Genomic DNA, 22,530 nt, shown 5'->3' on the forward strand with positions numbered 1-22,530 from the left:
AGGGTGCGCCGGCTGGCCAGGGGTGCGGGTCGGCCAGCCGGCGGCCTTCGAGGGCGCAGCGTAGCAATTACTGCGCCGGGTCGAAGAAGTAAGTCTCGGTGCTGCTCGCGACCGGCGTCGGATAGGTCCAGGCGAACGGTCGCGGATAGACGTTGTGCAGGTTCGTCTTGGAGATCGAGAAGAGCGGGCCGGGGGTCGAGACGCCGATCACGTAGAACTCATCGGCGGCGATATCCAGCAGATGCTGCATCAGTTCGTTCTGCTTGGTCGTGTCGGCATAGCGGGTGATCTGGCGGTACAGATCCATCTGCTTCTTGGCCGCGGCCGGCGGCTCCTCGCCCGCCTTGCCGCCCGAGGCGAACCAGGTGCCCCATGGCACGGCGAACAGGGATTCGTTCCAGAAGGGGAAATAGAAGGTCGGCTCGAACAGGGCGTCGATCATGCCACCGCTGCCGAGGAAGACGGCGGCGTCGTGATCGTTGTTGTCCTTGCGGTCGTAGAACAGCGAGCGATCGACCGTCTGCACCTTCGCGTCGATGCCCACCGCCTGCCAGTACTGCGCGGTCAGCTGCGTCGAGTCGAGGAAGTCGCCGAGCGCCGGGATCACCATGATGTTGAAGCTGATGCGCTTGCCGTCCGGGCCGAGCCGGAAGCCGGCGCTGTCCTTCTTCGGGTAGGCCTTGTCGAGATGCTCGTTGGCCTTCTTGACGTCGTACTCGGTGTACTGCGTCGCCAGCCGCTCGTTGAAGAACGGCGCCTCCCGGCGCGGTGCGGCCTGCCAAGGCTCGCCCTGGCCGACAAAGGCGGAGTCGATGATCGCCTTGCGGTCGATGGCGTAGCTGAGGCCGATCCGGAAGTCCTTGTTGTTGAAGATCTCGCGCTTGACCGGATCCTTGTGGGTCAGGTTCAGCGAGATGATCGTCGTGTTCATGTCGGCGTTCGGGCCGTCGGTGATCTTGATCTTCGCCTTCGCGGCGGCGTCGGCGAACACCGCGCGGTTGGCGTTGGCGTTGATGTGGCGGTCCTGGTAGTCGATCTCGCCGTTCACCGCCTTCAGCACCAAGGTCTGCCGGTCGGCATTCACCGAAATGCGCAGGTCGTTGATGTAGGGCAGCTGCTGCCCGTCGGGGTCGACCTTGAAGTAGTAAGGGTTGCGCACCAGCGTCACCAGCTGCGCGCCGCTGACGTAGGGATCCTTGATCACCCACGGCTCGAGCGTCGGGCGATCCGGATTCTGCCAGCGCTCATTGGCTTCCGTGTCGACCGCGCATTTCTTGATGAACAGGTCCGTCCAGCTGTTCACGCCGGCCGCCTTGATCAGCGCGGGAAGCCCGTCCTTGTTGTAGGAGGGGTGGAACTGCGAGCAGTAGTGCTTGGCCATCATGACCATCTGCACGCCGTAATTGCTCGCGAGGCGCTGCGGGAACAGGCCATAGGGCTGGGCAAAGGTGAGCGTGAAGGTGGTGTCGTCCACCTTCGCGAACTTCGCCAGCTCGCCCCCGCTCATCACCCAGTCGACCGAGTTGGGCAGGAGTTCCTTGTTGCCGGCGATATCATTGATGAAGAAGCCGATATCGTCGCTGTTGAACGGCTTGCCGTCCGACCATTTGAGGCCCTTGCGCAGCTTGACGGTGAAGACCGTCGAATCCGCGTTGCTGGACACCTCTTCCGCCAGGTTGGGCAGGATCTTGCCGCTCCATTCACGGTCCCAGGCCAGCAGCGGCTCGTAACCCGCGATACGGAAAAGCCAGTTGCGATCGGATCCGCCGACCATCCCGGACCGCCAGGTGCCGCCATAGTTGCCGACCTTCTCGTAGGGCGTCACCACGCGGGGGTGTTCCGGCAGCCGGTCGGCAACCTTCGGCAGCTTGCCCCCCTTCACCTGCTCGGCGAGCATGGGGGCTTCCTTGTAGTCGGCCGCTGCCGCGCCCGTCACGCCGAGGAGGGCGACGCACAGCGCGGCGAGACTTGGGCGTAGGGCGGCTCGACCCGCGCTGCGCAGGCCCGACACGCCATTTCTTGAGGGGATGAGACCAGGCACGTTCATGGCGAGCTCCGCTGTTGAACCTCTGGAGGGGGGCGATTTCTCGTTGCTTTTCTGCCCGCGAGAGAAGGCTCGCACGCACCGCCGAAGCTGTCAATTAATTCATAAACTTGTCAGTCAAGAATGGCGTGCGGTGCTTGCGCAATGCCCCGCAACGCTTCACGCTTGGTGTCGGTCAGCTGCAGTCCGGCCGTTGCATCGACGGGATGTAAGACGAGTTGGGGCAGTTCGCACGGAGGGAACCATGACCACGATGAGCCTGTCGCCCGACACCCGGCAGAAGCTGGCCGCCATCAGCACCGCCACGATCACCTCGCAGCTCATGGCGCGCGGCCTGCGCAATACGTTCATGCAGGGCGTGCATCGCCTGTCCCGCGGCGGGCCCTCCCTGGTCGGGGAGGCCTTCACCCTGCGCTATATCCCGTCGCGGGAGGATATCGACGTCTCCGCCGTCTTCGAGGACCGCAATCACCCCCAGCGCAAGGCGGTGGAGACCATTCCGGAGGGGCATGTGATGGTGATCGACTGCCGCAAGGATGCCCGCGCTGCCGGCGCCGGCAGCATTCTCGTCACGCGCATGATGGTGCGCGGGGCCGCGGGTGTCGTCACCGATGGCGGCCTGCGCGACTCGCCAACGATCGAGGGGCTCGATTTCCCCGTCTATTGCGGCGGCCGCGCCGCCCCCACCAACCTCACGCGCCATCACGCCGTCGACATCAACGTGCCCGTGGGCTGTGGCGACGTGCCGGTCTATCCCGGCGACATCATCGTCGGCGATCGTGAAGGCGTGGTCGTGATCCCGCGTCATCTCGCCGACGAGGTGGCGCGCGATGGCTACGAGCAGTTCCTGATGGAGGAGTTCGTGACCGAGCGGGTCCTTGCCGGCCAGTCGATCTTCGGCCTTTACCCCGCGAATGCCGAGTCGATCGAGGCGTTCCGCGCGTGGCGTGCCAATCGCGGCCGCTGACGCGCTGCCGAGCCCACCACCAGTCAAGACGAACGGAGCAGCGCCCGCGGGTCGGGCGCCACTCCCATTCCGGTTTTCACAGAACCGCGTCGCCCAGCTTCGGGATCACGTCGTGACCCCAGATCTGGCGCTCGCGGATGATCGCGCGGGGGCGCTCCGGGTTGTCGCTCTCGATTTCGCGGCCAATGCGGTGGCCGTCGAAAATGGCATCGGCGAGGATGCGGGGGGCAAGGCAGTCGCCCGACCGCACGACGGCCTCGATCCCGGCCTCCCCCCAGCGATCCTTCCGCGCGACCAGATCGTCATACAGGCTGCGGTTCGATTCCCGCGCGGTGCACAGCACGACGCTGTCGCAGCCGAGCACCTCCACCGCATCCCCCAGGCGGCGCGGATAGACGCCGAGCTTCGGTTCGCTGGTGCGCAGCGATCCGTCTCGATACCGGTCGTAGATGACCACCTGGGCGCCGCCGCCGTCGATATCGACCCGTTCGACCCAATGGCCCACGCGCTCGCCGATACCCTTCTCGCGCATCATCCGGCGCAGATTATAGCTCTCGAGCGTGAGGTCGGTGATAGGCGCGACGCGGTCGTGGTGGGTGACGATCGTCACCTCCTTGCCCTGCTCGGCCAGCATCTGGGCGATCGAGATCGCCATGAAGTAGCCGTCGGAATCGAGAATCACGACCTTTCGGCCAATTGCCTTGCCGGCAAAGAACTGCTCCGGCGTCACAAACGCGTCGTGCGTGGCGTCCACCCCGGCGATACCGTCGGGTCCGGAGGCGCCGAGCCCGTTGCCGATCCACTGCGCGCCGGTGGCGAGCACGACGCGTGACGCGCCGAATTCGAGGATATCATCGGCGGTAACGAGGCCGGTACCGCGCATGATGGTGACGTTCGGCATGCGCTGCAACTGGCTTTCGCGGTAGTTGATCACGCGCGCCCATTCGTTGAGGCCGGGCAGGCGGGTGACGTCGCGCAGATGCCCGCCGAGCGTCTCGCTCGCCTCGCAGAGCTGCACGTCATAGCCGCGCCGGCCGAGCACGCGGGCGCATTCGAGTCCGGAGGGACCTGCGCCGACGATCAGCACGGTGCGGGGCTTCGGCGCGGGCTCGAATTTCTCCGGATGCCAGCCCCGGCGGTATTCCTCCATCGCCGTCGGGTTCTGCGTGCAGATGATCATGTTGTTGAGGTTGAAGCGCGAGACGCAGGCATTGCAGCCGATGCACTCGCAGATGTCCTCCGGCCGGCCCTCCTCGATCTTCTTTGGCAGATAGGGGTCGGCGATGGAGGGGCGGGCGCAGCCGATGATGTCGATCTGGCCGGTGCGCACGATGCGCGCCATCTCGTCCGGGTCCGTGAAGCGGCCGACCCCGATCACCGGCGCCTTGGCGAGCCGTTTCACCTCCGCGTTCCACGGTGCCTGATGGTTCGACTTGTAGAAGCGCGAGGGGCCGGAATCCTCGCCCCACATGTCGTCGCCCGAGCCGCCGATGATCACGTCCCACAGGTCGACGAGGCCGAGCTTGGTCGCATACTCGACGAAGCGGAGCCCCTCGTCGTGCATCTCCAGCCCCCAGGGGCCGGCGAGATCGTCGATGGTGATGCGGGTCGCGACGGCGCAGTCGTCGCCCGCCACCGTCTTCAGCCGCTCCAGCGCCTCGATCCAGAACCGCGCGCGGTTCTCGAAGGAACCGCCATACTTGTCGGTGCGGCGGTTGTAGTGCCGCGACAGCGCGTGCACCGGCAGCACGCCGGCAGCGCCGTGGATATAGAGGATGTCGAACCCCGCATCCTTCGCGCGTCGCCCGGCATCCTCGTACATCTGCAGGATGCGGCCGATGTCCTCTTCCGTGGCCGGATAGGTATAGGTCTTGTAGACGCCGGAGGAGGGGAACCGGTCGATCGCGGGCGCGACGTAGCGGCTCCAGAGATTGTCCTTCACGCCGCCCGCGCCGAGCTCGATGCCCGCCAGCGCCCCCCATTTGTGGACTTCATCCACCATGTGGCGGTGGTTGATGACGTCGCCCTCGTCCCAGATCGAGGCGTTGGTGATGGTGGTCTGGTTGACTTCCGGATGGATGGAGCAGGATTCGGTCGCGATCCCGCCCCAGCCGCCCTCGGCCTTCACCGCGCGGTGGCCGGCGCTGGAGCCGGGGCGCGCGTGGCCCGCGCCGTTGCACTGCGGCACCTGGTAGAACCGGTTCTTCATCACCTTCGGGCCGATCCGGATCGGCTCGAAGAGGATATCGTAACGCGGGTCGCGGGCGGTGTTCCGCCTGCCCTCAGGGGCATGGCCGCCATCGACGGGTTGCGGGCTGCTGGCACTGGCAAACGGCGCATTCATCTCTGGATCCCCGCATGGCGGCTTCGGAGGACGGAACGGATGGCTCCCGGCCTGCTAGACGTCGATCTCCGCGATCGCCTCGATCTCGACTCCGCAGCCGCGGGGCAGCGTGGCAACGCCGACCGCGCTGCGCGCGTGGCGGCCCGCTTCGCCGAAAATCTCGATGAAGGTGTCGGAGGCGCCGTTCACTACTTTCGCCATGTCGACGAAATCGGGAGTCGCGTTGACGAAGCCGGTGAGCTTCACGATCCGGCGCACCCGCGCGAGCGAACCGCCGCACGCCTCGCGCAGCTGGACGATGAGGTTGAGCGCGCACAGCCGCGCGCCGGCGACGCCCTGCTCGATCGTGAGGTTCTCGCCGTGGCGGCCGAGGCAGATCCAGTCATTGTCGCGACGCGGCACCTGACCGGCGAGGAAAACGATATTGCCGACGATCACCGCCGGCACGTAGTTCGCGCCCGGAACGGTCGGGTTCGGCACTTCCGCGCCGAGGGCCGCCAAGCGCTGGTCGAAATCATGGCTCATCGAAGACGTTCCCGATTGTTCAGAAATAGGTGCGGATGGCGTCGACCACCGTGTAGTCGTCATCGACCACGGGGATGAGCTGCCATTTGTCGAAGGTCGTGCAGGGGTGGGAGATGCCGAAGGCGACCATGTCGCCGACCTGAAGCGGGCTGTCGGCCGGCACAATCAGGTGGCAGTGCTGGTCGTTCAGGCCGGCGACGGCATGGCCATGCGGGATCGCCGCGGGGCGCGCCCCGGTGCTGGGCCGATACCAGGCGAGCGGCTCGGGCAGGCGGGAATCGTAGGAGACATCGCGCTTGCCCATGCTCAGGATGGCCTTGCCCGCCTCGGGGCGGGACTGGACATAGGCCCACACCTCCAGCGCGTGCTCGGGACGGGCATGGACGCCATCGATCGCGGGCATGCGGACGCGAAGGTCGACGAAGCGATCCTCGTAGGTGCCGGAATCGTGGGTGAGATAGCATCCGCTGCGGATGACCACCTTCACCTCGCGCGACAGTTTCGCCGCTCCGAAACGGGTGGCGACCATATCGTAAAAGCTCGACCCGCCGGCCGTGAGCAGGATGGGCCCGGGCGCGAACAGAGCCCGACCGTCGCAGGCGCGGGCGATCTCCACGAGATGATCGAGGAAGTCGTTCACGCGCGCGGTGGTCGCCGCCATGTCCTTGCCCGCGAGCAGCCCCTCATAACCGCCCACGCCGACCAGTTCGACGAAGGGGGCCGCCGCCGCGATGGCATCGGCCACCTCCATCGCATCCTCGAGGCTGCGGCAACCCGTTCGACCGCCGGGAAAGCCGCCCTCCAGAATGAGCTGGATGGGCCGTCTTCCGCCCGCGGCCTTCACCGCCTGCGCCCAGCGCTCGACGCCGGCGCGGGAATCGACGAAGCAGCGAAATTCGAAGGACGGGTCGCGCCCGACTTCTTCGGCCAGATAGCGCGTGGCCTGAGGCCCCGTCGCCTGGTTGGCCAGCAGGATGCTGCCGAAGCCGAAGCGGCGCGCCACGCGCACCTGCTGGACGGTGGCGAGCGTGATGGCGACGGCGCCGTCCGCGATCTGGCGCGCGAAAAGCTGAGGCGCCATCGTGGTCTTGCCATGGGGTGCGATCGCCGCACCGGTCATCCCCAGGAAGCCGCGCATATAGGCGCTGTTCCGTTCCATGGCGGAGCGCCTGAGCACGGCGAGCGGCAGCGGCATGTCCTCGCGCAACAGGTTCCAGCCTTGCTGGCCGATTGCCGCGAGGGGGAGGGGAGCGAGGCCGGGAGGCATCCCCTTGACGCAACCGTCGACCTCGCTGGCCTCGATCCCGCTCAGATCGATCGCCGACATGCGCACCCCCGGTTTGCGTGAAGCTGGACAATTGTAAACTTATCAGACTTCTTTGTGCAAGAAGCCACGGAGGGGGCAATCATGGGCGGCGATATCATGGCGCGGCGCGGGCTCACCGCCCTGCTCAACGCATCGGGAACGGAGACGGTCTATGGTGCGAGCCGGGTCCCGCCCGAGATCATCGCCGAGATCGCCGACATCCTCGCCGTCAGCGTCGAGATGGCGGAATTGCAGGCGCTGGCCAGCCGGATCATCGCCGACGCCACCGGAGCCGAGGCGGGCTATGTGACGAACTGCTCGTCGGCCAGCATCGTCATCGCGGCGGCGGCGGCGATGACGGGCGATGATCGCGCGCGGGCCGAGCAACTGCCGGACACGAGCGGGATGCGCGACGAGATCGTGCTCCAGCGCGGCCATGTCGTGAACTATGGCTCGCTCATCACCGGCGATCTGCGTCTCAGCGGCGCGAGGCCCGTCGAGATCGGCGCCGCGACCGACGCGGCGACCTACCAGATGCGCGCCGCGCTCGGCCCTCGAACCGCCGCCGCGCTCTACGTCATTTCGCACCACACCACGCCCACCGGCATGATCCCGCTCGACGTCTTCATCGCCGAGGTCCACGCGGCGGGTGTCCCGGTGATCGTCGATGCGGCGGCCGAATATGGCTGGCCGGACGTCATCGGGGCAGGGGCCGATCTCGTCCTGTTCAGCGTTCAGAAGGCGCTCGGCGGGCCCACCGCCGGGATCATCGCGGGTCGTGCCGATCTGGTCGCGGCCTGCGCAACGCAGCGTTTCGGCGTCGGGCGGCCGATGAAGGCGGGCAAAGAGGCGGTGATCGGCGCCATCGCGGCGCTGGAACGCTGGCGGGCACGGGATCACGCCGCCGAGCAGGCTGCCGTCTGCGCGCGTGCCGGGGCGCTTGCCGCCAGGCTCGACGGCCTCTCCGGCCTGCGGGCGACGGTCGTTCCGGATGAGACCGGCAATCCGTTCAGCCGCACCGTGCTGACCATCGATCCGGCGGTGGCGGGATTTGACGCCTCCGAACTCGCGAAGGGCATCGAGGACGGGGCCCCCCGCGTGCTGGTTCGCACCCTGCTGGCGGAGCGGGGCGTGCTGCTGGTCGATGTCCGCCGCCTCGATGCCGGCGAACTCGACCTGGTCGCGGCGCGCGTCAGGGGCGCCGTGGAGCGCCTTCAGGGCCGTCGGCGCACATAGCCGTCGGTGACGAAGGGCCCGCCCTGATACTTGACCTCGGGGGCGTCCGGATCGCGGGTATCGCCATTCGGGATCAGCGCGGCGGCGAAGCTCTCGGCATTGTCTTGCGGCCGGTAATCGACATGGGGCGCCGTGCTGTTGTCCCACCAGCTGCGATCGTTGTTCGACACGCCGTAGAGGATGGTGCAGCCGAGATGCGGGGCGGCGAAGCAGGCTTCGATCTGGCGCAGCAGATCCTCGTAGCTCTGCCAGGTCGACAGGTGCCGCGGATCGATCGGATCGGGGCGGCAGGTGCCGATGCGGATGCAGGCGCTCTCGACGCCATACTTGTCGAAATAGAAGCTCGCCAGATCTTCGCCGAAGGCTTTCGAAACGCCGTAGAGCGAATCCGGCCGCGCGCGGGTGTTGGTGTCGAGCCGGTCGTCGCGGGTGTAGAAACCGATGGCGTGGTTGGAGCTCGCAAACACGATGGGGCCGGCGTCGAACCGGCGGGCAGCCTCGAACACGTTGTAGGTACCGAGGATGTTCGCCTGCAGGATGCGGTCGAACGTGGTCTCGAACGAGATGCCGCCGAGATGAAGGATCCGCCCCGCGCCCTCGACCAGACGATCGACCGCGGCGGCATGGGCGAGATCGGCGATCACGATCTCCTCGCCGGGCAGTGGAGGGCCGAACTCGACGATGTCGGTCGAGCGGATCGCCCCGAAGGCCTCCACCAGCCGGGGGCGCAGCCATTTGCCGAGAATGCCACCGGCACCCGTGAAAAGGAGTGGGCGTTCAATCGCCATGGTCGCTGCCTTCCGATATCCGCCTTGAATGCGGTGCCTGCTTCAACTTGTCAGACGATTTTATAAGGTGCGAGCCGACAGGCAAGAACGTATCGCTTCTCCCATCACCCGCGACGCGGTTTCCGCCGCCGGCGCGCATCGAGCGGGATGCCCGTCGCGGGCTTCTCGCCCGACCGGGCCATGCTGGTCACTCCGGCAGCGCCAGCGGCTGCAGCGCCTCCCATGCGTCTCCCGGCCCGGGGTTGTCCGGGAAGCTCGTCCCGCCGAAATGCCGCATGACGCCCCAGACGGCATTGAGTGCGGTCGTCACCGCGCCCTCGGCCCACCCGGCCGTCCAGGATATGTCGTCGCCGGCGAGGAAGATTCCGCGCTCGTCGGGCGGCAGGTCGTCCTGCCGGAAATGGGCGAAGAGTCGGCGCTGGTAGCGGTAGTGGCCCGGGAGGTTGCCCTTGAAAGCCCCCATGAAGTTGGGATCGGATTCCCAGGAGACGGTGATCGGTTCGCCGATGATGTGGGAGCGGATATCGGTGTCCGGATAGACCTGCCGCAGACTGTGCAGGGCGAGGCGCACGCGCTCCTCGACCGGCAGCGACATCCACTTCATCGCGTCGTCCTCCCAGGCGTAAGAGAGGCAGATCACGCCCGGCCGGTCTTCGCCCTGCTCGATCAGATAGGTGCCGCGCGTCATCCGGTCCGACAGCGTCAGGCTGAGCACGTGTCGTCCTGTCGCCGGATCGACGTCGCGCCAGAACGGGCGGTCGACCATGATGAAGGTCTTGGCCGCCTGCATGTAATGCGAGCGATCCATCGCCATCCAGTTCGCATGCGAGAACAGGCGCTCCTCGCACTCGATGCGGGCCGAGAGCAGCCATGTCTGGCAGGTGGCCACGACGGAATCGTATTCGGTTTCGTGGCCCCAGCGGTCGGTAATCGCGATGCGGCCGGAGGGAGCGCGCGCGATCCGGGCGACGCCGGGACGCGGCGAGCCGCCGTGGAGCCCCGCCAGCGAGACGCCCGCCGGCCAGTGCGCGGTCCTGGCCGGCGCCAGCGCCCAGAGCCGGCGCGGCAACTGCTCGACCCCGCCGACCACCATCCGATGGTCGGTGTCGGCATCGGTGTAGACGACGCGCAGGATCTCCAGCATCGAGTTCGGGAAATCCGTATCCCACCCTCCGGTGCCGAATCCGACCTGCCCGAAGACCTCCCGGTGGCGGTAGGAGCGCGTGCGGAAGGCATTCGAGCGTGCGATGAAGCCGTAGAAGCTCTCCTCGTCGAGAGCCGGCACCAGCGCGTTCCAGATCTCCTTCACGCGCCGGGCGTCGCGCGCGCGGATCGCCGCCTGCATGGCGGAAAACTGCGCACCCTCCTCCAGCGCTTCCCGCCACGCCTGCGCCACCTCGGCGAACAGCGGCGGCAGGTCGGCGAGGGTCCGGGCGTAGTGCGTCTGCCCGCCCAGATCGATCACCGTACTCGGCGTCGCCGGCGACAGCGGGTTGGGGAAGGGGGTCGTGGCGAGGCCGGCCAGCCCGAGATAATGGAAGAACGTCGTCGCCGAGGGCGGGAACCGCATGGCGCCCAGCTCGGCAATCGTCTCGGGGGCGCTGCGGAAGGGCTCCGAGCGCAGCCGCCCGCCGATGCGGTCGGCCTCGTAGACGACCGGCCTGAGGCCCAGCTTCATGAGCTCGAACGCCGCCACGATGCCCGATATTCCGGCGCCGATGATGGCGACCTCGCGGCCATGGGCTTCGGCGGGCAGGGCGCCGAGGCCCGAAGGGTGGGCGAGATAGCTGTCGAAGGCGAAGGGAAAGTCCGGCCCGAACATGGTGACCGGCGCCGCATCGCCGCCCGACAGTGCCGACGCGGCCGTGGCGCTCATGGCAGGGCCGTCAGGAACGGATCGGCCAGCGACCCGTAAAGCTCCGGACGCCGGTCGGCGATGTAGCGGTTCTTCTCGCGGGCGCGGGCGAGTTCTTCGGGATTGAGGTCGGCAAACAGCAGTTCCTCCTCCTCGCCGGCGAGCGCCATGAGCCGGCCGGAGGGGGCGGCGACGCAGCTCAGCCCGCAATAGACGAGGTCCGACTCGGCGCCACAGCGGTTCGCGTAGGCGATGAACACGCTGTTCTCATAGGCCCGCGCCGGCACCACCAGATGCGAGACGATCTCGTGGGGCCGCATGTTCGCCGTGGGAACCAGGACGAGGTCGGCGCCGTCCAGCGCAAGCCCGCGCACGTTCTCCGGAAACTCGACATCGTAGCAGATCATCAGGCCCACGCGCAGACCGCCGATCTCCGCCGTTCCCGACGGTGCGTCACCGGGCGAGAACATCGCCCGGTCGAGCGCGGCGAACAGGTGGGTCTTGCGATAATGCAGGCGCTGGTGACCTTCGGCGTCGATGAGCGTCGCCGCGTTGAAGACATGGCCGTCGGCCCCCTTCTCGGGGTAGCCATAGGCGATGGCGATGGCGTTCAGCCGGGCGATCTCGGCGATGCGACGGGCGGCAGTGCCATCCACCGCCTCCGCCCGGTTCCGAGCCGCCTCGGCACCGATCGCATAGCCGGTCAGGAACATCTCCGGGGCCAGCAACAGATCGGCGCCGCCGGCCCTGGCCCTCGTGGCCGCCGCGGCGAGGCGCTCGAGGTTGGCTTCCGGGCTGCCGCCGGGATCGCCGGCGGTCTGAAGGAGGGCGAGCCGCATCCGCCTCATCCTCCCTGCCGGGCCTTGTGGGCGGTTACGGCGAGGCAGAAGATCTCGAACAGCATCTGCGCGCAGGCATGGGCGGTGTTGCTGGTGGCATCGTATTGCGGCGCGACTTCCACCACGTCGCCGCCGACCACGTCGATCCCGTTGACCCCCCGCAGCATCTCCATCACCTCCCGCGAGGTTAGGCCGCCGATCTCCGGCGTGCCGGTGCCCGGGGCAAAGGCGGGATCGAGGCTGTCGATGTCGAAGGTGACATAGACCGGACCGCTGCCGAGAACCTCTTTCGCCTTCGCGATGATGGCCGGCACGCCGAGGCCCGTGACCTCCTCGGCGTGGATCACCGTCATGCCGCTCTCGTAGGAGAATTCCCAGAGATATTCGGCGCCGCCGCGAATGCCGATCTGGATGGTGCGCTCGGGGTCGATGGTCCCGTCCAGCACGGCTTTCCGGAAGGGGCCGCCGTGATGGAACTTCGACCCCTCATAGAGCCCCGAGGTGTCGCAGTGGGCATCGATATGGAGCATGCCGACCGGCCGCTTCTCGCCGACCGCCTTGAGGATCGAACCGGTGATCGAATGGTCGCCGCCGACGGCGATGGGGATGACGCCCGCCGCGACGATCCGCTTGAAGAAGGCTTCGATGTCCTCGTGGCAGCTCTCCAGGCTGAACCGGCTGCGGAACGGCAAGTCGCCGATGTCGGCGGCCTTCACATCGGCCGACGGCACCATTCCGAGCACATGCTCGTAAGGCCCGATGCGCTCGATGGCGCGCACGGCGCGCGGGCCGAGGCGGGCGCCGGTGCGGTTGGTCACACCCAGATCCATCGGCACGCCGACGATGGCGATGTCGAGCCCGCCGAAATCGTCGGTGTCGGCCACATCGGGGCGATAGGGCAGGTCGAGGAACGTCGCGGCGTTGGCGAACGGCCAGACGCGCTTGTCGCCATCCTTGAACTGGAGTTCGGCAACACGCTTGAAGACGGGGTCGTGGATGACGCCGCCCGGGACGTTTCCGTATTTCGCGCGCAGCTGCTCGAGCTTCTCGTGATCTGACATGGAGTCCCTGAGTCCTGTTCCCGTGGGCCGACCCTAGCGGGGAGAGGCGCCTGGAGGGAACCGTCTTTCGCAATGCGATGCGCGTGTGTCGGCACGTCGACACAGAAAGGGCCCGCCCTCTGGTCCGGAGAGCGAGCCCCGCGGGACTCACGACGTCCCGCACAAGGTCATGAAGTGAAGACGGTCATCGATCAGCGTCGTTGCGGGGCCGATCCCTTGTGCGTCTCCTGCTGACCGGCCTGCTTGGCCTTGTCGGTACCCGCGGGAGCGTTGCCGTGCTGGGTCGGCTTGCCGCCCTGCTGCTCATGCTGTCGTTCGGCGCTTTGGCCGCCCTGCTGGCGGTGCATGTCCTTGCCGGCCTGGTGATTGCGAGGATCGGTGCTCATGGAGATATCTCCTGGCTTCCGGCAGCGTGTGTTGCTGCCGTGGCCCAGCACGATCCCACATCGTGGCCAATCGAAGGAGATCGCGGCCGGCGAAATCACGCTTCAGAGAGGTTCCCCAGCGGGACTCGCGTGGGTTCGATCGGGTCGGTGGACCGGGATCGCGGATCGCTCATGTATGCAATCCATTTGGACTTGCACAAGGTGAATGCATATTGTCGTATGAGGCCGTTCATGATGCCGCAGGGGGATGGCGTTGGCTGAAACGATTTCCGAGATCGTCGCGGCGCACCGCTCCGGTGCCCGCCGGCCGGCCCAGACCATCGCTGATACGTTCGCCCGCATCGAGGCTCACGCTGATCCGGCGGTATTCCTTGCCCTGTCGCCCGCGGACGCGATCGCGGCGGCCCTGAAGGCGCTCGAAAAGGCGGATCCGGCCCGCCTGCCGCTGTACGGCGTTCCGTTCGCGGTCAAGGACAATATCGACGTCGCCGGCCTGCCCACCACATGCGCCTGCCCCGACTTCGCCTATGTCCCGACCCGCGATGCGGAGAGCGTGGCGCGGTTGCGGCGGGCCGGCGCCATCGTCATCGGCAAGACCAATCTCGACCAGTTCGCCACCGGCCTGGTCGGGCTGCGATCCCCCTATGGCGTGCCGCGAAATCCCCTTCGCGACGAGCTTGTGCCGGGCGGATCGAGCTCCGGATCGGCGGTCGCCGTGGCCGCAGGGCTCGTGCCCTTCGCGCTCGGGACCGATACGGCCGGATCCGGGCGCGTGCCGGCCGGCATGTGCAACATTGTCGGCCTGAAGCCCAGCGTTGGGATGGTGCCGACCACGGGTCTCGTGCCGGCCTGCCGCTCGCTCGACTGTATCTCCGTATTCGCGGGCACGGTCGCGGATGCCTGGGCAGCGCTGGAAGTGATGGCCGGCCCGGATCCGGATGATCCGTTCTCGCGGTTGGTGCCGGTCGGTGATCTGGCACCGATACCGAAGCGGCTGCGGGTCGGAGTGCCGAGGAAGCTGGACCGCCCGAGCTTCGGCGACCGGCTCGGCGAGCCGGCCTTCGAACGGGCGCTGGCCCGCCTGCGCGATCTCGGCGCGGAACTCGTCGATATCGACATGGCCCCCTTCTTCGAGACCGCCCGCCTTCTTTATGAGGGCCCCTGGATCGCGGAGCGCTTCGCGGCCGTGGGCGGCTTCCTCGAGGCCCGGCCGGATGCGGTTCATCCGGTCGTGCGTACCATCATCGAGCGGGGACGGGGCAAGTCGGCGGTCGAGCTGTTCCGCGGCCTCTACCGTCTGGCGGAACTGCGCGCCCTGACCAGCGGGCAGTTTGTCGGTCTCGATGCCCTCGTGGTGCCCACCGTGCCGGCGGTCTATTCCGTCGCGCAGGTGGAGGCCGATCCGATCCGGTTGAACAGCCATCTCGGCACCTACACCAATTTCGTCAACCTGCTCGATCTGTGCGGCCTCTCGGTGCCGTCCGAAATCCGGGAAGACGGCGCCCCCTGGGGCATCACGCTGCTGGCGCCGGCCGGCTGCGACGCGCGGCTCGCGGCGATCGGCAGCGCCTTCCACGCCGCATCGGCCCTCGATATCGGCGCCACCGGACGGCCCGTCCCTCCGGCATCGGTCGGAGTTGAACGCAAAGGGCCGCCCCGATTCGAGATTGCCGTCTTCGGTGCGCATCTGGAAGGTCTGCCGCTCAATCGCGAACTCATCGAACTCGGCGGCAGGCTGGTCCGTCGTGCGGTGACGAGCGCCGATTACCGCCTCTTTCTGCTTCCCGACGGCGCGGTTCGCCGGCCCGGCCTGCTGCGCGTTCGCAACGGGGAAGGGGCCGCCATCGCCTGCGAGCTCTGGTCACTCGAACCGGGCGCATATGGTCGCTTCGTCGAGCGTATCGCCGCTCCCCTCAGCGTCGGCACGGTTTTGCTCGATGACGGCACCTCAGTGAAGGGCTTTCTGGTCGAGGCCGCCGCGACCGTCTTCGCCCGCGACATCAGCGCCTATGGAGGCTGGCGGCCGTTCCTCGAAGCCGAGCAGGTGAGCGCGGCCGGCTAGACGGGAGCGGGCTCAAACGCTCTGGGCGTATTGTTCATAGGCGTCGTGGACGATGGCGATGTGGCTGCGCATGGCTGCCGCAGCCCCCTCGCGGTCTCCCCGCAGGATGGCGGTCACCACGCGATCATGTTCGGCATGGGACAGCGCAAGGCGCCCCAGCGCGCGGAACTGAGCCCGGCGAAACGGCGACAGCCGTCGGCGCGTGCCGGCCGCGAGTTCCACGAGATAGGGGTTGTGGCTCGCCGCATAGATCGCCGCGTGAAACTGCTCGTTGAGGTCGCGATAGCGGATGAAGTCGCCCTGGCGCATCACGTCGCCCATTTCGGCATGAAGCGCGATCAGCTCCCGCCGCTCGGACGGGTTGATCTTCAGCGCGCTGAAGCTGGCGCACAATGCTTCGAGTTCGGCCATGACATCGAACATGGCCTGCAGATCATCGACGGTGGGGCGCGCCACCACGGCGCCGCGATGCGGGCGGGTCTCCACCAGCCCGGAGGCGGCGAGTTCGCGGATCGCTTCGCGGACAGGGGTACGGGAAACGTTGAAGCGCAAGGCGAGCGCGGTCTCGTCAAGCGCCGTTCCCGGCGGGAGCAGGCCGCGGGTGATCTCGTCGGCGATCTGGAATCGCAGATCCTCGGCGCGGGTCGAGCGGCGAGCGCCGGAACGCTCCGCTGCCTTGCCGGCATCCGGCGCCGTATTGCCCGGGGAATCGTCAAGGCTCATCGATGATCGGGCTCTTGCGTCGAACATACCGAACGATTCGAGCCAGTCGGCTCACCGTCGGGATCGACCATAGCGTGGGTGCCGGCTGCCGTCACCGCTGCGGCACGCGGCGGCGTCCGCCGGCCTCGCCTTACCGGGGAATGAGGCTCACATGCGCCGCGACCACCTTCCAGCCGTCCGGCGTGCGCATCCAGGTCTGGCTCTGGCGGCCGACATGGCCGGGTGCGGAGGCACGGTGGAACAGCGTCGAGGCGGTCGCCATGTCGCGGCCATAGGTGGTGATGACGGTGCCTTCCAGCGTCCGCCCCAGCCCCTGCGGCGACCGCGCGGCGCGGAACGCGCGGATGGCCTCGTAGCCGTAGAGGTTTTCGCCGCCGCCGTAGCGGATCGTGTGGGGACTGTCCCAGAACAGCGAATCCAGCGTCGCGACATCGTTGGCGACCAGCGCGGTCTCGTAGCGGGCAAAAGCCTCTTCGACTTCGGCGACGACATCGGGAAGGTTGATCTGCATCAGGAACACTCGGTTGCGACGGCTCGCCGACATGCACGGAGCGGGCCGCGTCAATCGTCGAGGCGGATGATCTCGCAGGCATCACCCGGCTCCCCGGCCGGGGCGAAGGGGCGGCGCACCAGCAGGGCTTCCGCGCGGGCGAGCACGCTCAGCATCGAACTGTCCTGCGTCGGGAACGGGCGCACGACCGGGCCGCGCGGGCCGGTGCCGACGATCTCGGCGCGCATGAAGTCCATGCGCATATCGTTGGCCTTCAACGGCACCCCGAGCTCGGCATCCGTCAGCGGCAGGCCGGCGGCCGGCTCGCCCTGCAGCGCGCGCAGCAGCGGCAGCAGGTAGAGCAGGGCGCACACATGCGCCGAAACCGGGTTTCCGGGCAGGCCGAGCACGCGGAGCCCGCCGCGACGGCCGAACATCAGCGGCTTGCCGGGGCGCAGCGCGACCTTGTGCACGGCGAGCTCGACACCCTCCGCGACGAGCGCGGGGGCGACGAGGTCATGGTCGCCGACCGAGGCGCCCCCGGTCGTCACCAGCACGTCGAGCCCGGCATCGATCGCGGCGCGCACGCCGGCGGTGGTGGCGTCCATCCGGTCCGGCAGCACGCCGAGGTCGATCACCTCGGCGCCGGCGGCGCGGGCGAGGGCGGCGACCGAATAGATGTTGGAGAGGATGACCTGGTGGGGGCCCGCGCCGACGCCGGGCGGCACCAGTTCATCGCCGGTCGACAGCAGGCCGACGCGCGGGCGCCGGTGCACCTCCAGCGCGGCGAGATCGGCCGAGGCGGCGAGCGCGAGATCGCGCGCGGTGAGCCGGCGGCCCGCCGGCAGCAGCACGTCGCCCGCCGCGAAGTCCCCGCCGGCGCGGCGGATGTGCTGGCCGGCGATGGCGGGCACGTTCATGACGACCGACGTGCCCGCGCGCTCCGTGTTCTCCTGGATCACCACCGCATCGCTGCCGGCAGGCATGACGCCGCCGGTGAACACGCGCGTCGTCTCGCCCGCGCCAATGGTGCCGGTGAACGGGCGGCCGGCCGCGGCCTCGCCGACCACGCGCAGGGTCGTGGGTGCCTGCGCCACATCCGCCGCCCGCACCGCATAGCCGTCCATGGCGGAGACATCGGAGGCGGGCGTGGTGCGCCGTGCGACGAGGGGCGCCGCCAGCACGCGGTGATTCGCCTCGACGAGGGGAACGCTCACGGCCGCCACCGGCGCGACGCCGGCGAGGACACGGGCGAGGGCCTCCTCGACCGGGATCAGCGCCATGCTCAGCCCGCCTGCCAGTGGCCCGAGCGGCCACCGGACTTCTCGACGAGGCGAACGGCCTCGATCGACATGCCGCGATCGACCGCCTTGGCCATGTCGTAGATGGTGAGGCAGGCGACGGTGACGGCGGTGAGCGCCTCCATCTCGACGCCGGTCTGCCCGGTGGTGCGCGCGCTCGCCCGCACGACGAGGCCGGGCAGGGTGTCGTCCGCCTCGATCTCGACCGCGACCTTCGACAGCAGCAGCGTGTGGCACAGCGGAATCAGCTCCGCCGTACGCTTCGCCGCCATGATGCCGGCGAGCCGCGCGGTGCCGATCACGTCGCCCTTCTTCGCGTCGCCCGAGCGGATCAGCGCCAGCGTCTCGGGACGCATGACCACCCGCCCCTCCGCCACCGCGACGCGATCCGTCGCCGGCTTGTCGGCGACGTCGACCATATGCGCGGTGCCGGCGGCGTCGATATGGGTAAGGCCGGCCGGCGCGGCCGGGCCGAGCAGCGTGCGCGTGGCGGCGGTGACGTCATCCTGCCGCATCAGGCTCTCGCCGACGAGGATGGTGCGGATATTGACACGCGCGAGCCGGGCGACGTCGGCCGGGGTGAAGAGGCCGCTCTCGCCGACCACGATGCGGTCGGCCGGGATGCGCGGGGCGAGTTCCTCGGAGACTTCCAGCCGCGTCTCGAAGGTGCGCAGGTTGCGGTTGTTGATGCCGATCAGCCGCGCCGGCAGCTTCAAGGCCCGGTCGAGCTCGGCGCCGTCATGCACCTCGACCAGCGCATCCATGCCGAGCTCGTGCGCCGCCGCGACGAGGTCGAGCGCCAGCGCGTCGTCGACCGCCGCCATGATGACGAGGATGGCGTCGGCACCCCAGGCGCGTGCCTCGACCACCTGATAGGTCTCGTAGAGGAAATCCTTGCGCAGCACCGGCAGCGCGCAGGCCGCGCGCGCCGCGCCGAGATAGGCCGGCGAGCCCTGGAAGGAAGGCGCGTCGGTCAGCACCGAGAGACAGGCCGCCCCGCCGCGCTCATAGGCGCGGGCGAGGCTCGGGGGATCGAAATCCGGCCGGATCAGCCCCTTGGAAGGGCTCGCCTTCTTGATCTCGGCGATCAGCGCGGTCTCACCGGCGGCGATCCTCGCCTCGATGGCGCGCAGGAAGCCGCGCGGGGGCGAGGCCTCAGCTGCGCGCGCGCGCAGGCCCGGCAGCGGATGGGCGAGCTTTGCCGCTGCGATCTCGTCGCGCTTGTAGGCGCCGATCTTCTCGAGGATGTCGGACATGCGCGGCGCCCCTCAGGAATTCGACACGGCGACGAGCCGCTCGAGCGCGGCTTCCGCGTGGCCGCTGGACAGGCTGGTGCGGGCGAGCGCGAGGCCGCCGGCGATGTCCGGCGCCTTGCCGGCCACCACCAGCGCCGCCGCGGCGTTGAGCAGGGCGACATCGGCATAGGCGCTCGGCGACCCCGCCAGCACGGCGCGCAGCGCCCGCGCATTGGCGGTGCCGTCGCCGCCTTTCAGCGCCTCCGGCGTCGCCCGGGCGAGGCCGTATTCCTCGGGCGCGATCTCGAAGGTGCGGATGGCGCCGTCCTTCAGCTCGGCGACCGTAGTGGGGCCGGTGGTGGTGATCTCGTCGAGCCCGTCGGAGCCGTGCACCACCCAGGCGTGGGTCGAGCCGAGCGTCTTCAGCACCTCGGCGAGCGGCTCCACCCAGCCGCGCGCGAACACGCCGACCATCTGGCGCTTCACGCCCGCGGGGTTCGACAGCGGGCCGATCAGGTTGAAGATGGTGCGCGTGCCCAGTTCCACCCGGCTCGGCCCGACATGCTTCATCGCCGGGTGGTGGGCCGGGGCGAACATGAAGCCGATGCCGGCCTCTGCGATGCAGCGGGCGATCTCCTCCGGCGTCAGGTCGATCTTCACGCCGAGCGCCATCAGCACGTCGGCGGCGCCGGACTTCGAGGACAGCGCCCGGTTGCCGTGCTTGGCGACCGGCACGCCGGCACCCGCCACGATGAACGAGGCGCAGGTCGAGATGTTGTAGGAGCCCGAGGCATCGCCGCCGGTGCCGACCACGTCGACCGCGCCCTCCGGCGCGACCACGGGGAGCATCTTCGCCCGCATGGTGGAGACCGCCCCGGCGATCTCCTCCACCGTCTCTCCGCGCACGCGCAGGCCCATCAGCAGGCCGCCGATCTGGGACGGCGTCGCCTCGCCCGACATCATCACGTCGAAGGCGTGGGCGGCTTCCTCGCGCGAGAGCCCGACGCCCGAGGCGACCTTGCCGATCAGCGCTTTGAGATTGTCCATGTCGGTCCCCGGCGCCGGTCAGGCGGCTTTCGACCGGCCCGGACCGGCATTCCAGTCGCGGGCGAGGTCGAGGAAGTTCTTCAGGATGGTGTGCCCGTGCTCGGAGGCGATGCTCTCCGGGTGGAACTGCACGCCGTGGATCGGCAGCTCGCGGTGCGAGAGGCCCATGATCAGGCCGTCATCGGTTTCCGCCGTCACCGCGAGGTCGGCGGGAAGCGTGTCGCGCTTCACCACCAGCGAATGATAGCGGGTCGCGTTGAACGGGCCGTTGATGCCGCGGAACACGCCCTCGCCGCGATGGCGCACCTGCGCCAGCTTGCCGTGGATCGGCAGCGGTGCCCGCACCACGTCGCCGCCGAACACCTGCCCGATCGCCTGGTGGCCGAGGCAGACGCCGAAGATCGGGATGCGGGTCGCGGCGCGGGCGATGAGGTCGCAGCAGATGCCGGCCTCGCTGGGCGTGCAGGGGCCGGGCGAGAGCACGATCGCCTCGGGACGCAGCGCCATCGCCTCGTCCACGGTGAGGGTATCGTTGCGGCGCACGTCCACATCGGCGCCGAGGCTGCCGAGATAATGGACGAGGTTCCAGGTGAAACTGTCGTAATTGTCGACGAGGAGGATCATCGCGGGTCCATCCGCCGGAAATCCGGCGTGTGCAACGTGAGTGAGGAGGCCCCGCGCCGGAACAGCCGGGCAGGACGGTCAGACCATCGGGCGCCCGCCTCGCCATCGCCGCACCACATAGCGCATGGCCGTCGCGATCGCGAGCAGGCTTCCTACGATCATTGCCCCCTCCGTGCCTGCGCCGCGAAGCGCACCGCTTCCTCGCCGGCGCGAAACAGGGCGCGCGCCTTGTTGGCGCATTCCTGCTGCTCGGACTCGGGCACCGAGTCGTAGACGATGCCCGCGCCGGCCTGAACATACATGCGGCCGTCCTTGACGATGGCCGTGCGCAGCACGATGCAGGTGTCCATCTCGCCGTCGGCGCCGAAATAGCCGATCGCCCCAGCATAGATGCCGCGCTTGTCGCGCTCCAGTTCGTCGATGATCTCCATCGCCCGCACCTTCGGCGCGCCCGAGACCGTGCCCGCCGGGAAGCCGGCGGCGAGCGCGGCGAGCGCGTCGTGCTTCGGATCGATGTCGCCCTCGACATTCGAGACGATGTGCATCACCTGGCTGTAGCGCTCGACGAAGAAGCTGTCGGTGACCCGCACCGTGCCGATCTTCGCGACGCGGCCGACATCGTTGCGGCCAAGGTCGAGCAGCATCAGGTGTTCGGCCCGCTCCTTGGGATCGGCGAGGAGTTCCTCCTCCAGCGCCTTGTCCTCGTGCGGGCTGGCACCGCGCCGGCGGGTGCCGGCGATCGGGCGGATGGTGACGGTGTCGTCGCGCAGGCGCACCAGGATCTCCGGGCTGGAGCACACCAGCGCGAAGTCGCCGAAGTTGAAATAGACCAGGAACGGCGCCGGGTTGATCCGCCGCAGCGAGCGGTACAGCGCGAAGGAGGGCAGGGTGAACGGCGCCTCGAAGCGCTGCGACAGCACCACCTGGAAGATGTCGCCGGCGCGGATGTATTCCTTCGCCCGCTCGACCATCTCCATATAGGCGGCCGGCTCGGTGTTGGAGACCGCGACCACGTCCTGGTGGAACGGGTCTTCCGTCGCCGCCTTCGGCAGCGGCGTGTCGAGCGCGGCGATCACCGCGTCGAGCCGGGCGCGCGCCGCCTCTTCCGCCTGAAGCGCCGTGACGCCGGCCTGCGGGCGCACCGGCGTGACCACCGTGACCTCGTCGCGCACCGCGTCGAACACCACCATCACGGTCGGCCGGATGAACAGGGCATCCGGGACGCCGAGAATGTCGGGCTTGGCGGCGGGCAGCCGCTCCATCTGCCGGACCATGTCGTAGCCGAGATAGCCGAACACGCCGGCCGCCATCGGCGGGGCACCCTCCGGCAGGGCGATGCGCGATTCGCCGACCAGCGCGCGCAGCGAATCGAGCGGGGCCAGCGCGCACGGCTCGAACGTCGTCAGGTCGTCGAGCGCGCGGCGGTTGATCTCGGCCCGGTCGCCCCGGCAGCGCCAGATCACGTCCGGATCGATGCCGATCACCGAATAGCGCCCGCGGGTGGCGCCGCCCTCGACCGATTCCAGCAGCACGCTGTTGGGCCGCTCGTTGGCGAGCTTCAGGAAGGCGGAAACCGGCGTCTCCAGGTCGGCGATCAGCGTCACCGAGACCACCTGCGCCTCGCCGCGCTCATAGGCGGCCGTGAAGCCGACGGTGTCGTTGGGGGAAAGCATCGCGAATTCCTCGATCCGTCCCGT

Annotated in this window: 19 protein-coding genes and 1 pseudogene; 3 read left to right on the forward strand and 17 right to left on the reverse strand. The window is 68.7% G+C overall.

What is annotated here, in order from left to right; translation table 11 throughout:
• Nucleotides 1-67: 67 nt before the first annotated feature.
• On the reverse strand, nt 68-2,047 hold the full coding sequence (locus ACEUEL_RS06675; protein WP_405703425.1) for an ABC transporter substrate-binding protein: 1,980 nt from the start codon (nt 2,045-2,047) through the stop codon (nt 68-70).
• Nucleotides 2,048-2,297: 250 nt separating this feature from the next.
• Here ACEUEL_RS06675 and ACEUEL_RS06680 point away from each other — a divergent pair, with 250 nt between their 5' ends.
• On the forward strand, nt 2,298-3,011 hold the full coding sequence (locus tag ACEUEL_RS06680; protein WP_405706607.1) for a ribonuclease activity regulator RraA: 714 nt from the start codon (nt 2,298-2,300) through the stop codon (nt 3,009-3,011).
• 76 nt (nt 3,012-3,087) lie between these two features.
• On the opposite strand, the gene ACEUEL_RS06685 is transcribed toward ACEUEL_RS06680, so the two are convergent.
• The 3 genes from ACEUEL_RS06685 to ACEUEL_RS06695 are packed head-to-tail and all read right to left on the reverse strand — an operon-like array spanning nt 3,088 to nt 7,207.
• Nucleotides 3,088-5,355 (reverse strand): oxidoreductase, encoded by a 2,268-nt coding sequence (locus ACEUEL_RS06685; protein ID WP_405703427.1) that lies wholly within the window; start codon nt 5,353-5,355, stop codon nt 3,088-3,090.
• 54 nt (nt 5,356-5,409) lie between these two features.
• The gene (locus tag ACEUEL_RS06690) at nt 5,410-5,880 is read right to left on the reverse strand and encodes a RidA family protein (protein ID WP_405703429.1); all 471 of its coding nucleotides are present in this window, start codon (nt 5,878-5,880) and stop codon (nt 5,410-5,412) included.
• A gap of 19 nt (nt 5,881-5,899) precedes the next feature.
• A complete protein-coding gene (locus ACEUEL_RS06695; RefSeq protein WP_405703431.1) occupies nt 5,900-7,207 on the reverse strand; it encodes a type III PLP-dependent enzyme domain-containing protein in 1,308 nt (435 codons plus the stop codon).
• Between the two features lie 81 nt (nt 7,208-7,288).
• Here ACEUEL_RS06695 and ACEUEL_RS06700 point away from each other — a divergent pair, with 81 nt between their 5' ends.
• Nucleotides 7,289-8,422: an aminotransferase class V-fold PLP-dependent enzyme gene (locus ACEUEL_RS06700; RefSeq protein ID WP_405703434.1), complete on the forward strand. Its 1,134-nt coding sequence runs from the start codon at nt 7,289-7,291 to the stop codon at nt 8,420-8,422.
• On the opposite strand, the gene ACEUEL_RS06705 is transcribed toward ACEUEL_RS06700, so the two are convergent.
• From ACEUEL_RS06705 to ACEUEL_RS06725, 5 genes are all read right to left on the reverse strand, one after another.
• Nucleotides 8,401-9,210 (reverse strand): NAD-dependent epimerase/dehydratase family protein, encoded by an 810-nt coding sequence (locus ACEUEL_RS06705; RefSeq protein WP_405703435.1) that lies wholly within the window; start codon nt 9,208-9,210, stop codon nt 8,401-8,403. The two genes, ACEUEL_RS06700 and ACEUEL_RS06705, sit on opposite strands and share 22 nt — an antisense overlap.
• A gap of 187 nt (nt 9,211-9,397) precedes the next feature.
• On the reverse strand, nt 9,398-11,086 hold the full coding sequence (locus tag ACEUEL_RS06710) for a flavin monoamine oxidase family protein (RefSeq protein ID WP_405703437.1): 1,689 nt from the start codon (nt 11,084-11,086) through the stop codon (nt 9,398-9,400).
• Entirely contained in the window at nt 11,083-11,904 is an 822-nt protein-coding gene (locus tag ACEUEL_RS06715; protein WP_405703439.1) for a carbon-nitrogen hydrolase family protein, read from the reverse strand. Before ACEUEL_RS06715 ends, ACEUEL_RS06710 begins: the two co-directional genes overlap by 4 nt.
• 5 nt (nt 11,905-11,909) lie before the next feature.
• Entirely contained in the window at nt 11,910-12,965 is a 1,056-nt protein-coding gene (gene speB, locus ACEUEL_RS06720) for an agmatinase (protein WP_405703441.1), read from the reverse strand.
• A 191-nt stretch (nt 12,966-13,156) separates the two neighbouring features.
• Nucleotides 13,157-13,351 (reverse strand): hypothetical protein, encoded by a 195-nt coding sequence (locus ACEUEL_RS06725; protein ID WP_405703442.1) that lies wholly within the window; start codon nt 13,349-13,351, stop codon nt 13,157-13,159.
• 247 nt (nt 13,352-13,598) lie between these two features.
• Here ACEUEL_RS06725 and atzF point away from each other — a divergent pair, with 247 nt between their 5' ends.
• On the forward strand, nt 13,599-15,413 hold the full coding sequence (gene atzF / locus ACEUEL_RS06730) for an allophanate hydrolase (protein ID WP_405703444.1): 1,815 nt from the start codon (nt 13,599-13,601) through the stop codon (nt 15,411-15,413).
• Between the two features lie 12 nt (nt 15,414-15,425).
• On the opposite strand, the gene ACEUEL_RS06735 is transcribed toward atzF, so the two are convergent.
• From ACEUEL_RS06735 to trpE, 8 genes and pseudogenes are all read right to left on the reverse strand, one after another.
• Nucleotides 15,426-16,136, reverse strand: coding sequence for a GntR family transcriptional regulator (locus ACEUEL_RS06735; RefSeq protein WP_405703445.1), 711 nt, complete (start codon nt 16,134-16,136; stop codon nt 15,426-15,428).
• Nucleotides 16,137-16,266: 130 nt separating this feature from the next.
• A complete protein-coding gene (hpxZ, locus tag ACEUEL_RS06740; RefSeq protein WP_405703446.1) occupies nt 16,267-16,647 on the reverse strand; it encodes an oxalurate catabolism protein HpxZ in 381 nt (126 codons plus the stop codon).
• 50 nt (nt 16,648-16,697) lie between these two features.
• Nucleotides 16,698-17,909: a molybdopterin molybdotransferase MoeA gene (locus tag ACEUEL_RS06745; RefSeq protein ID WP_405703447.1), complete on the reverse strand. Its 1,212-nt coding sequence runs from the start codon at nt 17,907-17,909 to the stop codon at nt 16,698-16,700.
• 2 nt (nt 17,910-17,911) lie between these two features.
• Nucleotides 17,912-18,406 carry a cyclic pyranopterin monophosphate synthase MoaC gene (moaC, locus tag ACEUEL_RS06750; protein WP_405706608.1) on the reverse strand — a complete coding sequence of 165 codons (495 nt, stop codon included), beginning with the start codon at nt 18,404-18,406 and terminating at the stop codon, nt 17,912-17,914.
• Nucleotides 18,389-19,183 (reverse strand): annotated as a pseudogene (gene trpC, locus ACEUEL_RS06755) (indole-3-glycerol phosphate synthase TrpC); the annotation flags it as partial. The pseudogene trpC and the gene moaC, both read right to left, overlap by 18 nt.
• A gap of 12 nt (nt 19,184-19,195) precedes the next feature.
• Nucleotides 19,196-20,209 carry an anthranilate phosphoribosyltransferase gene (gene trpD / locus ACEUEL_RS06760; protein WP_405703448.1) on the reverse strand — a complete coding sequence of 338 codons (1,014 nt, stop codon included), beginning with the start codon at nt 20,207-20,209 and terminating at the stop codon, nt 19,196-19,198.
• 18 nt (nt 20,210-20,227) lie between these two features.
• Nucleotides 20,228-20,833 carry an anthranilate synthase component II gene (locus ACEUEL_RS06765; RefSeq protein ID WP_405703449.1) on the reverse strand — a complete coding sequence of 202 codons (606 nt, stop codon included), beginning with the start codon at nt 20,831-20,833 and terminating at the stop codon, nt 20,228-20,230.
• Between the two features lie 158 nt (nt 20,834-20,991).
• Nucleotides 20,992-22,506, reverse strand: coding sequence for an anthranilate synthase component I (trpE, locus tag ACEUEL_RS06770; protein WP_405703450.1), 1,515 nt, complete (start codon nt 22,504-22,506; stop codon nt 20,992-20,994).
• Nucleotides 22,507-22,530 lie beyond the last annotated feature (24 nt).

This window comes from Ancylobacter terrae (assembly GCF_045108345.1).
Classification (GTDB): domain Bacteria; phylum Pseudomonadota; class Alphaproteobacteria; order Rhizobiales; family Xanthobacteraceae; genus Ancylobacter.

Coding starts and splice junctions, on each gene's coding strand:
- ACEUEL_RS06675 (WP_405703425.1), bottom strand. CDS start 2,047: ATGAACGTGCCTGGTCTCATCCCCTCAAGAAATGGCGTGTCGGGCCTG.
- ACEUEL_RS06680 (WP_405706607.1), top strand. CDS start 2,298: ATGAGCCTGTCGCCCGACACCCGGCAGAAGCTGGCCGCCATCAGCACC.
- ACEUEL_RS06685 (WP_405703427.1), bottom strand. CDS start 5,355: ATGAATGCGCCGTTTGCCAGTGCCAGCAGCCCGCAACCCGTCGATGGC.
- ACEUEL_RS06690 (WP_405703429.1), bottom strand. CDS start 5,880: ATGAGCCATGATTTCGACCAGCGCTTGGCGGCCCTCGGCGCGGAAGTG.
- ACEUEL_RS06695 (WP_405703431.1), bottom strand. CDS start 7,207: ATGTCGGCGATCGATCTGAGCGGGATCGAGGCCAGCGAGGTCGACGGT.
- ACEUEL_RS06700 (WP_405703434.1), top strand. CDS start 7,289: ATGGGCGGCGATATCATGGCGCGGCGCGGGCTCACCGCCCTGCTCAAC.
- ACEUEL_RS06705 (WP_405703435.1), bottom strand. CDS start 9,210: ATGGCGATTGAACGCCCACTCCTTTTCACGGGTGCCGGTGGCATTCTC.
- ACEUEL_RS06710 (WP_405703437.1), bottom strand. CDS start 11,086: ATGAGCGCCACGGCCGCGTCGGCACTGTCGGGCGGCGATGCGGCGCCG.
- ACEUEL_RS06715 (WP_405703439.1), bottom strand. CDS start 11,904: ATGCGGCTCGCCCTCCTTCAGACCGCCGGCGATCCCGGCGGCAGCCCG.
- speB (WP_405703441.1), bottom strand. CDS start 12,965: ATGTCAGATCACGAGAAGCTCGAGCAGCTGCGCGCGAAATACGGAAAC.
- ACEUEL_RS06725 (WP_405703442.1), bottom strand. CDS start 13,351: ATGAGCACCGATCCTCGCAATCACCAGGCCGGCAAGGACATGCACCGC.
- atzF (WP_405703444.1), top strand. CDS start 13,599: ATGGCGTTGGCTGAAACGATTTCCGAGATCGTCGCGGCGCACCGCTCC.
- ACEUEL_RS06735 (WP_405703445.1), bottom strand. CDS start 16,136: ATGAGCCTTGACGATTCCCCGGGCAATACGGCGCCGGATGCCGGCAAG.
- hpxZ (WP_405703446.1), bottom strand. CDS start 16,647: ATGCAGATCAACCTTCCCGATGTCGTCGCCGAAGTCGAAGAGGCTTTT.
- ACEUEL_RS06745 (WP_405703447.1), bottom strand. CDS start 17,909: ATGGCGCTGATCCCGGTCGAGGAGGCCCTCGCCCGTGTCCTCGCCGGC.
- trpD (WP_405703448.1), bottom strand. CDS start 20,209: ATGGACAATCTCAAAGCGCTGATCGGCAAGGTCGCCTCGGGCGTCGGG.
- ACEUEL_RS06765 (WP_405703449.1), bottom strand. CDS start 20,833: ATGATCCTCCTCGTCGACAATTACGACAGTTTCACCTGGAACCTCGTC.
- trpE (WP_405703450.1), bottom strand. CDS start 22,506: ATGCTTTCCCCCAACGACACCGTCGGCTTCACGGCCGCCTATGAGCGC.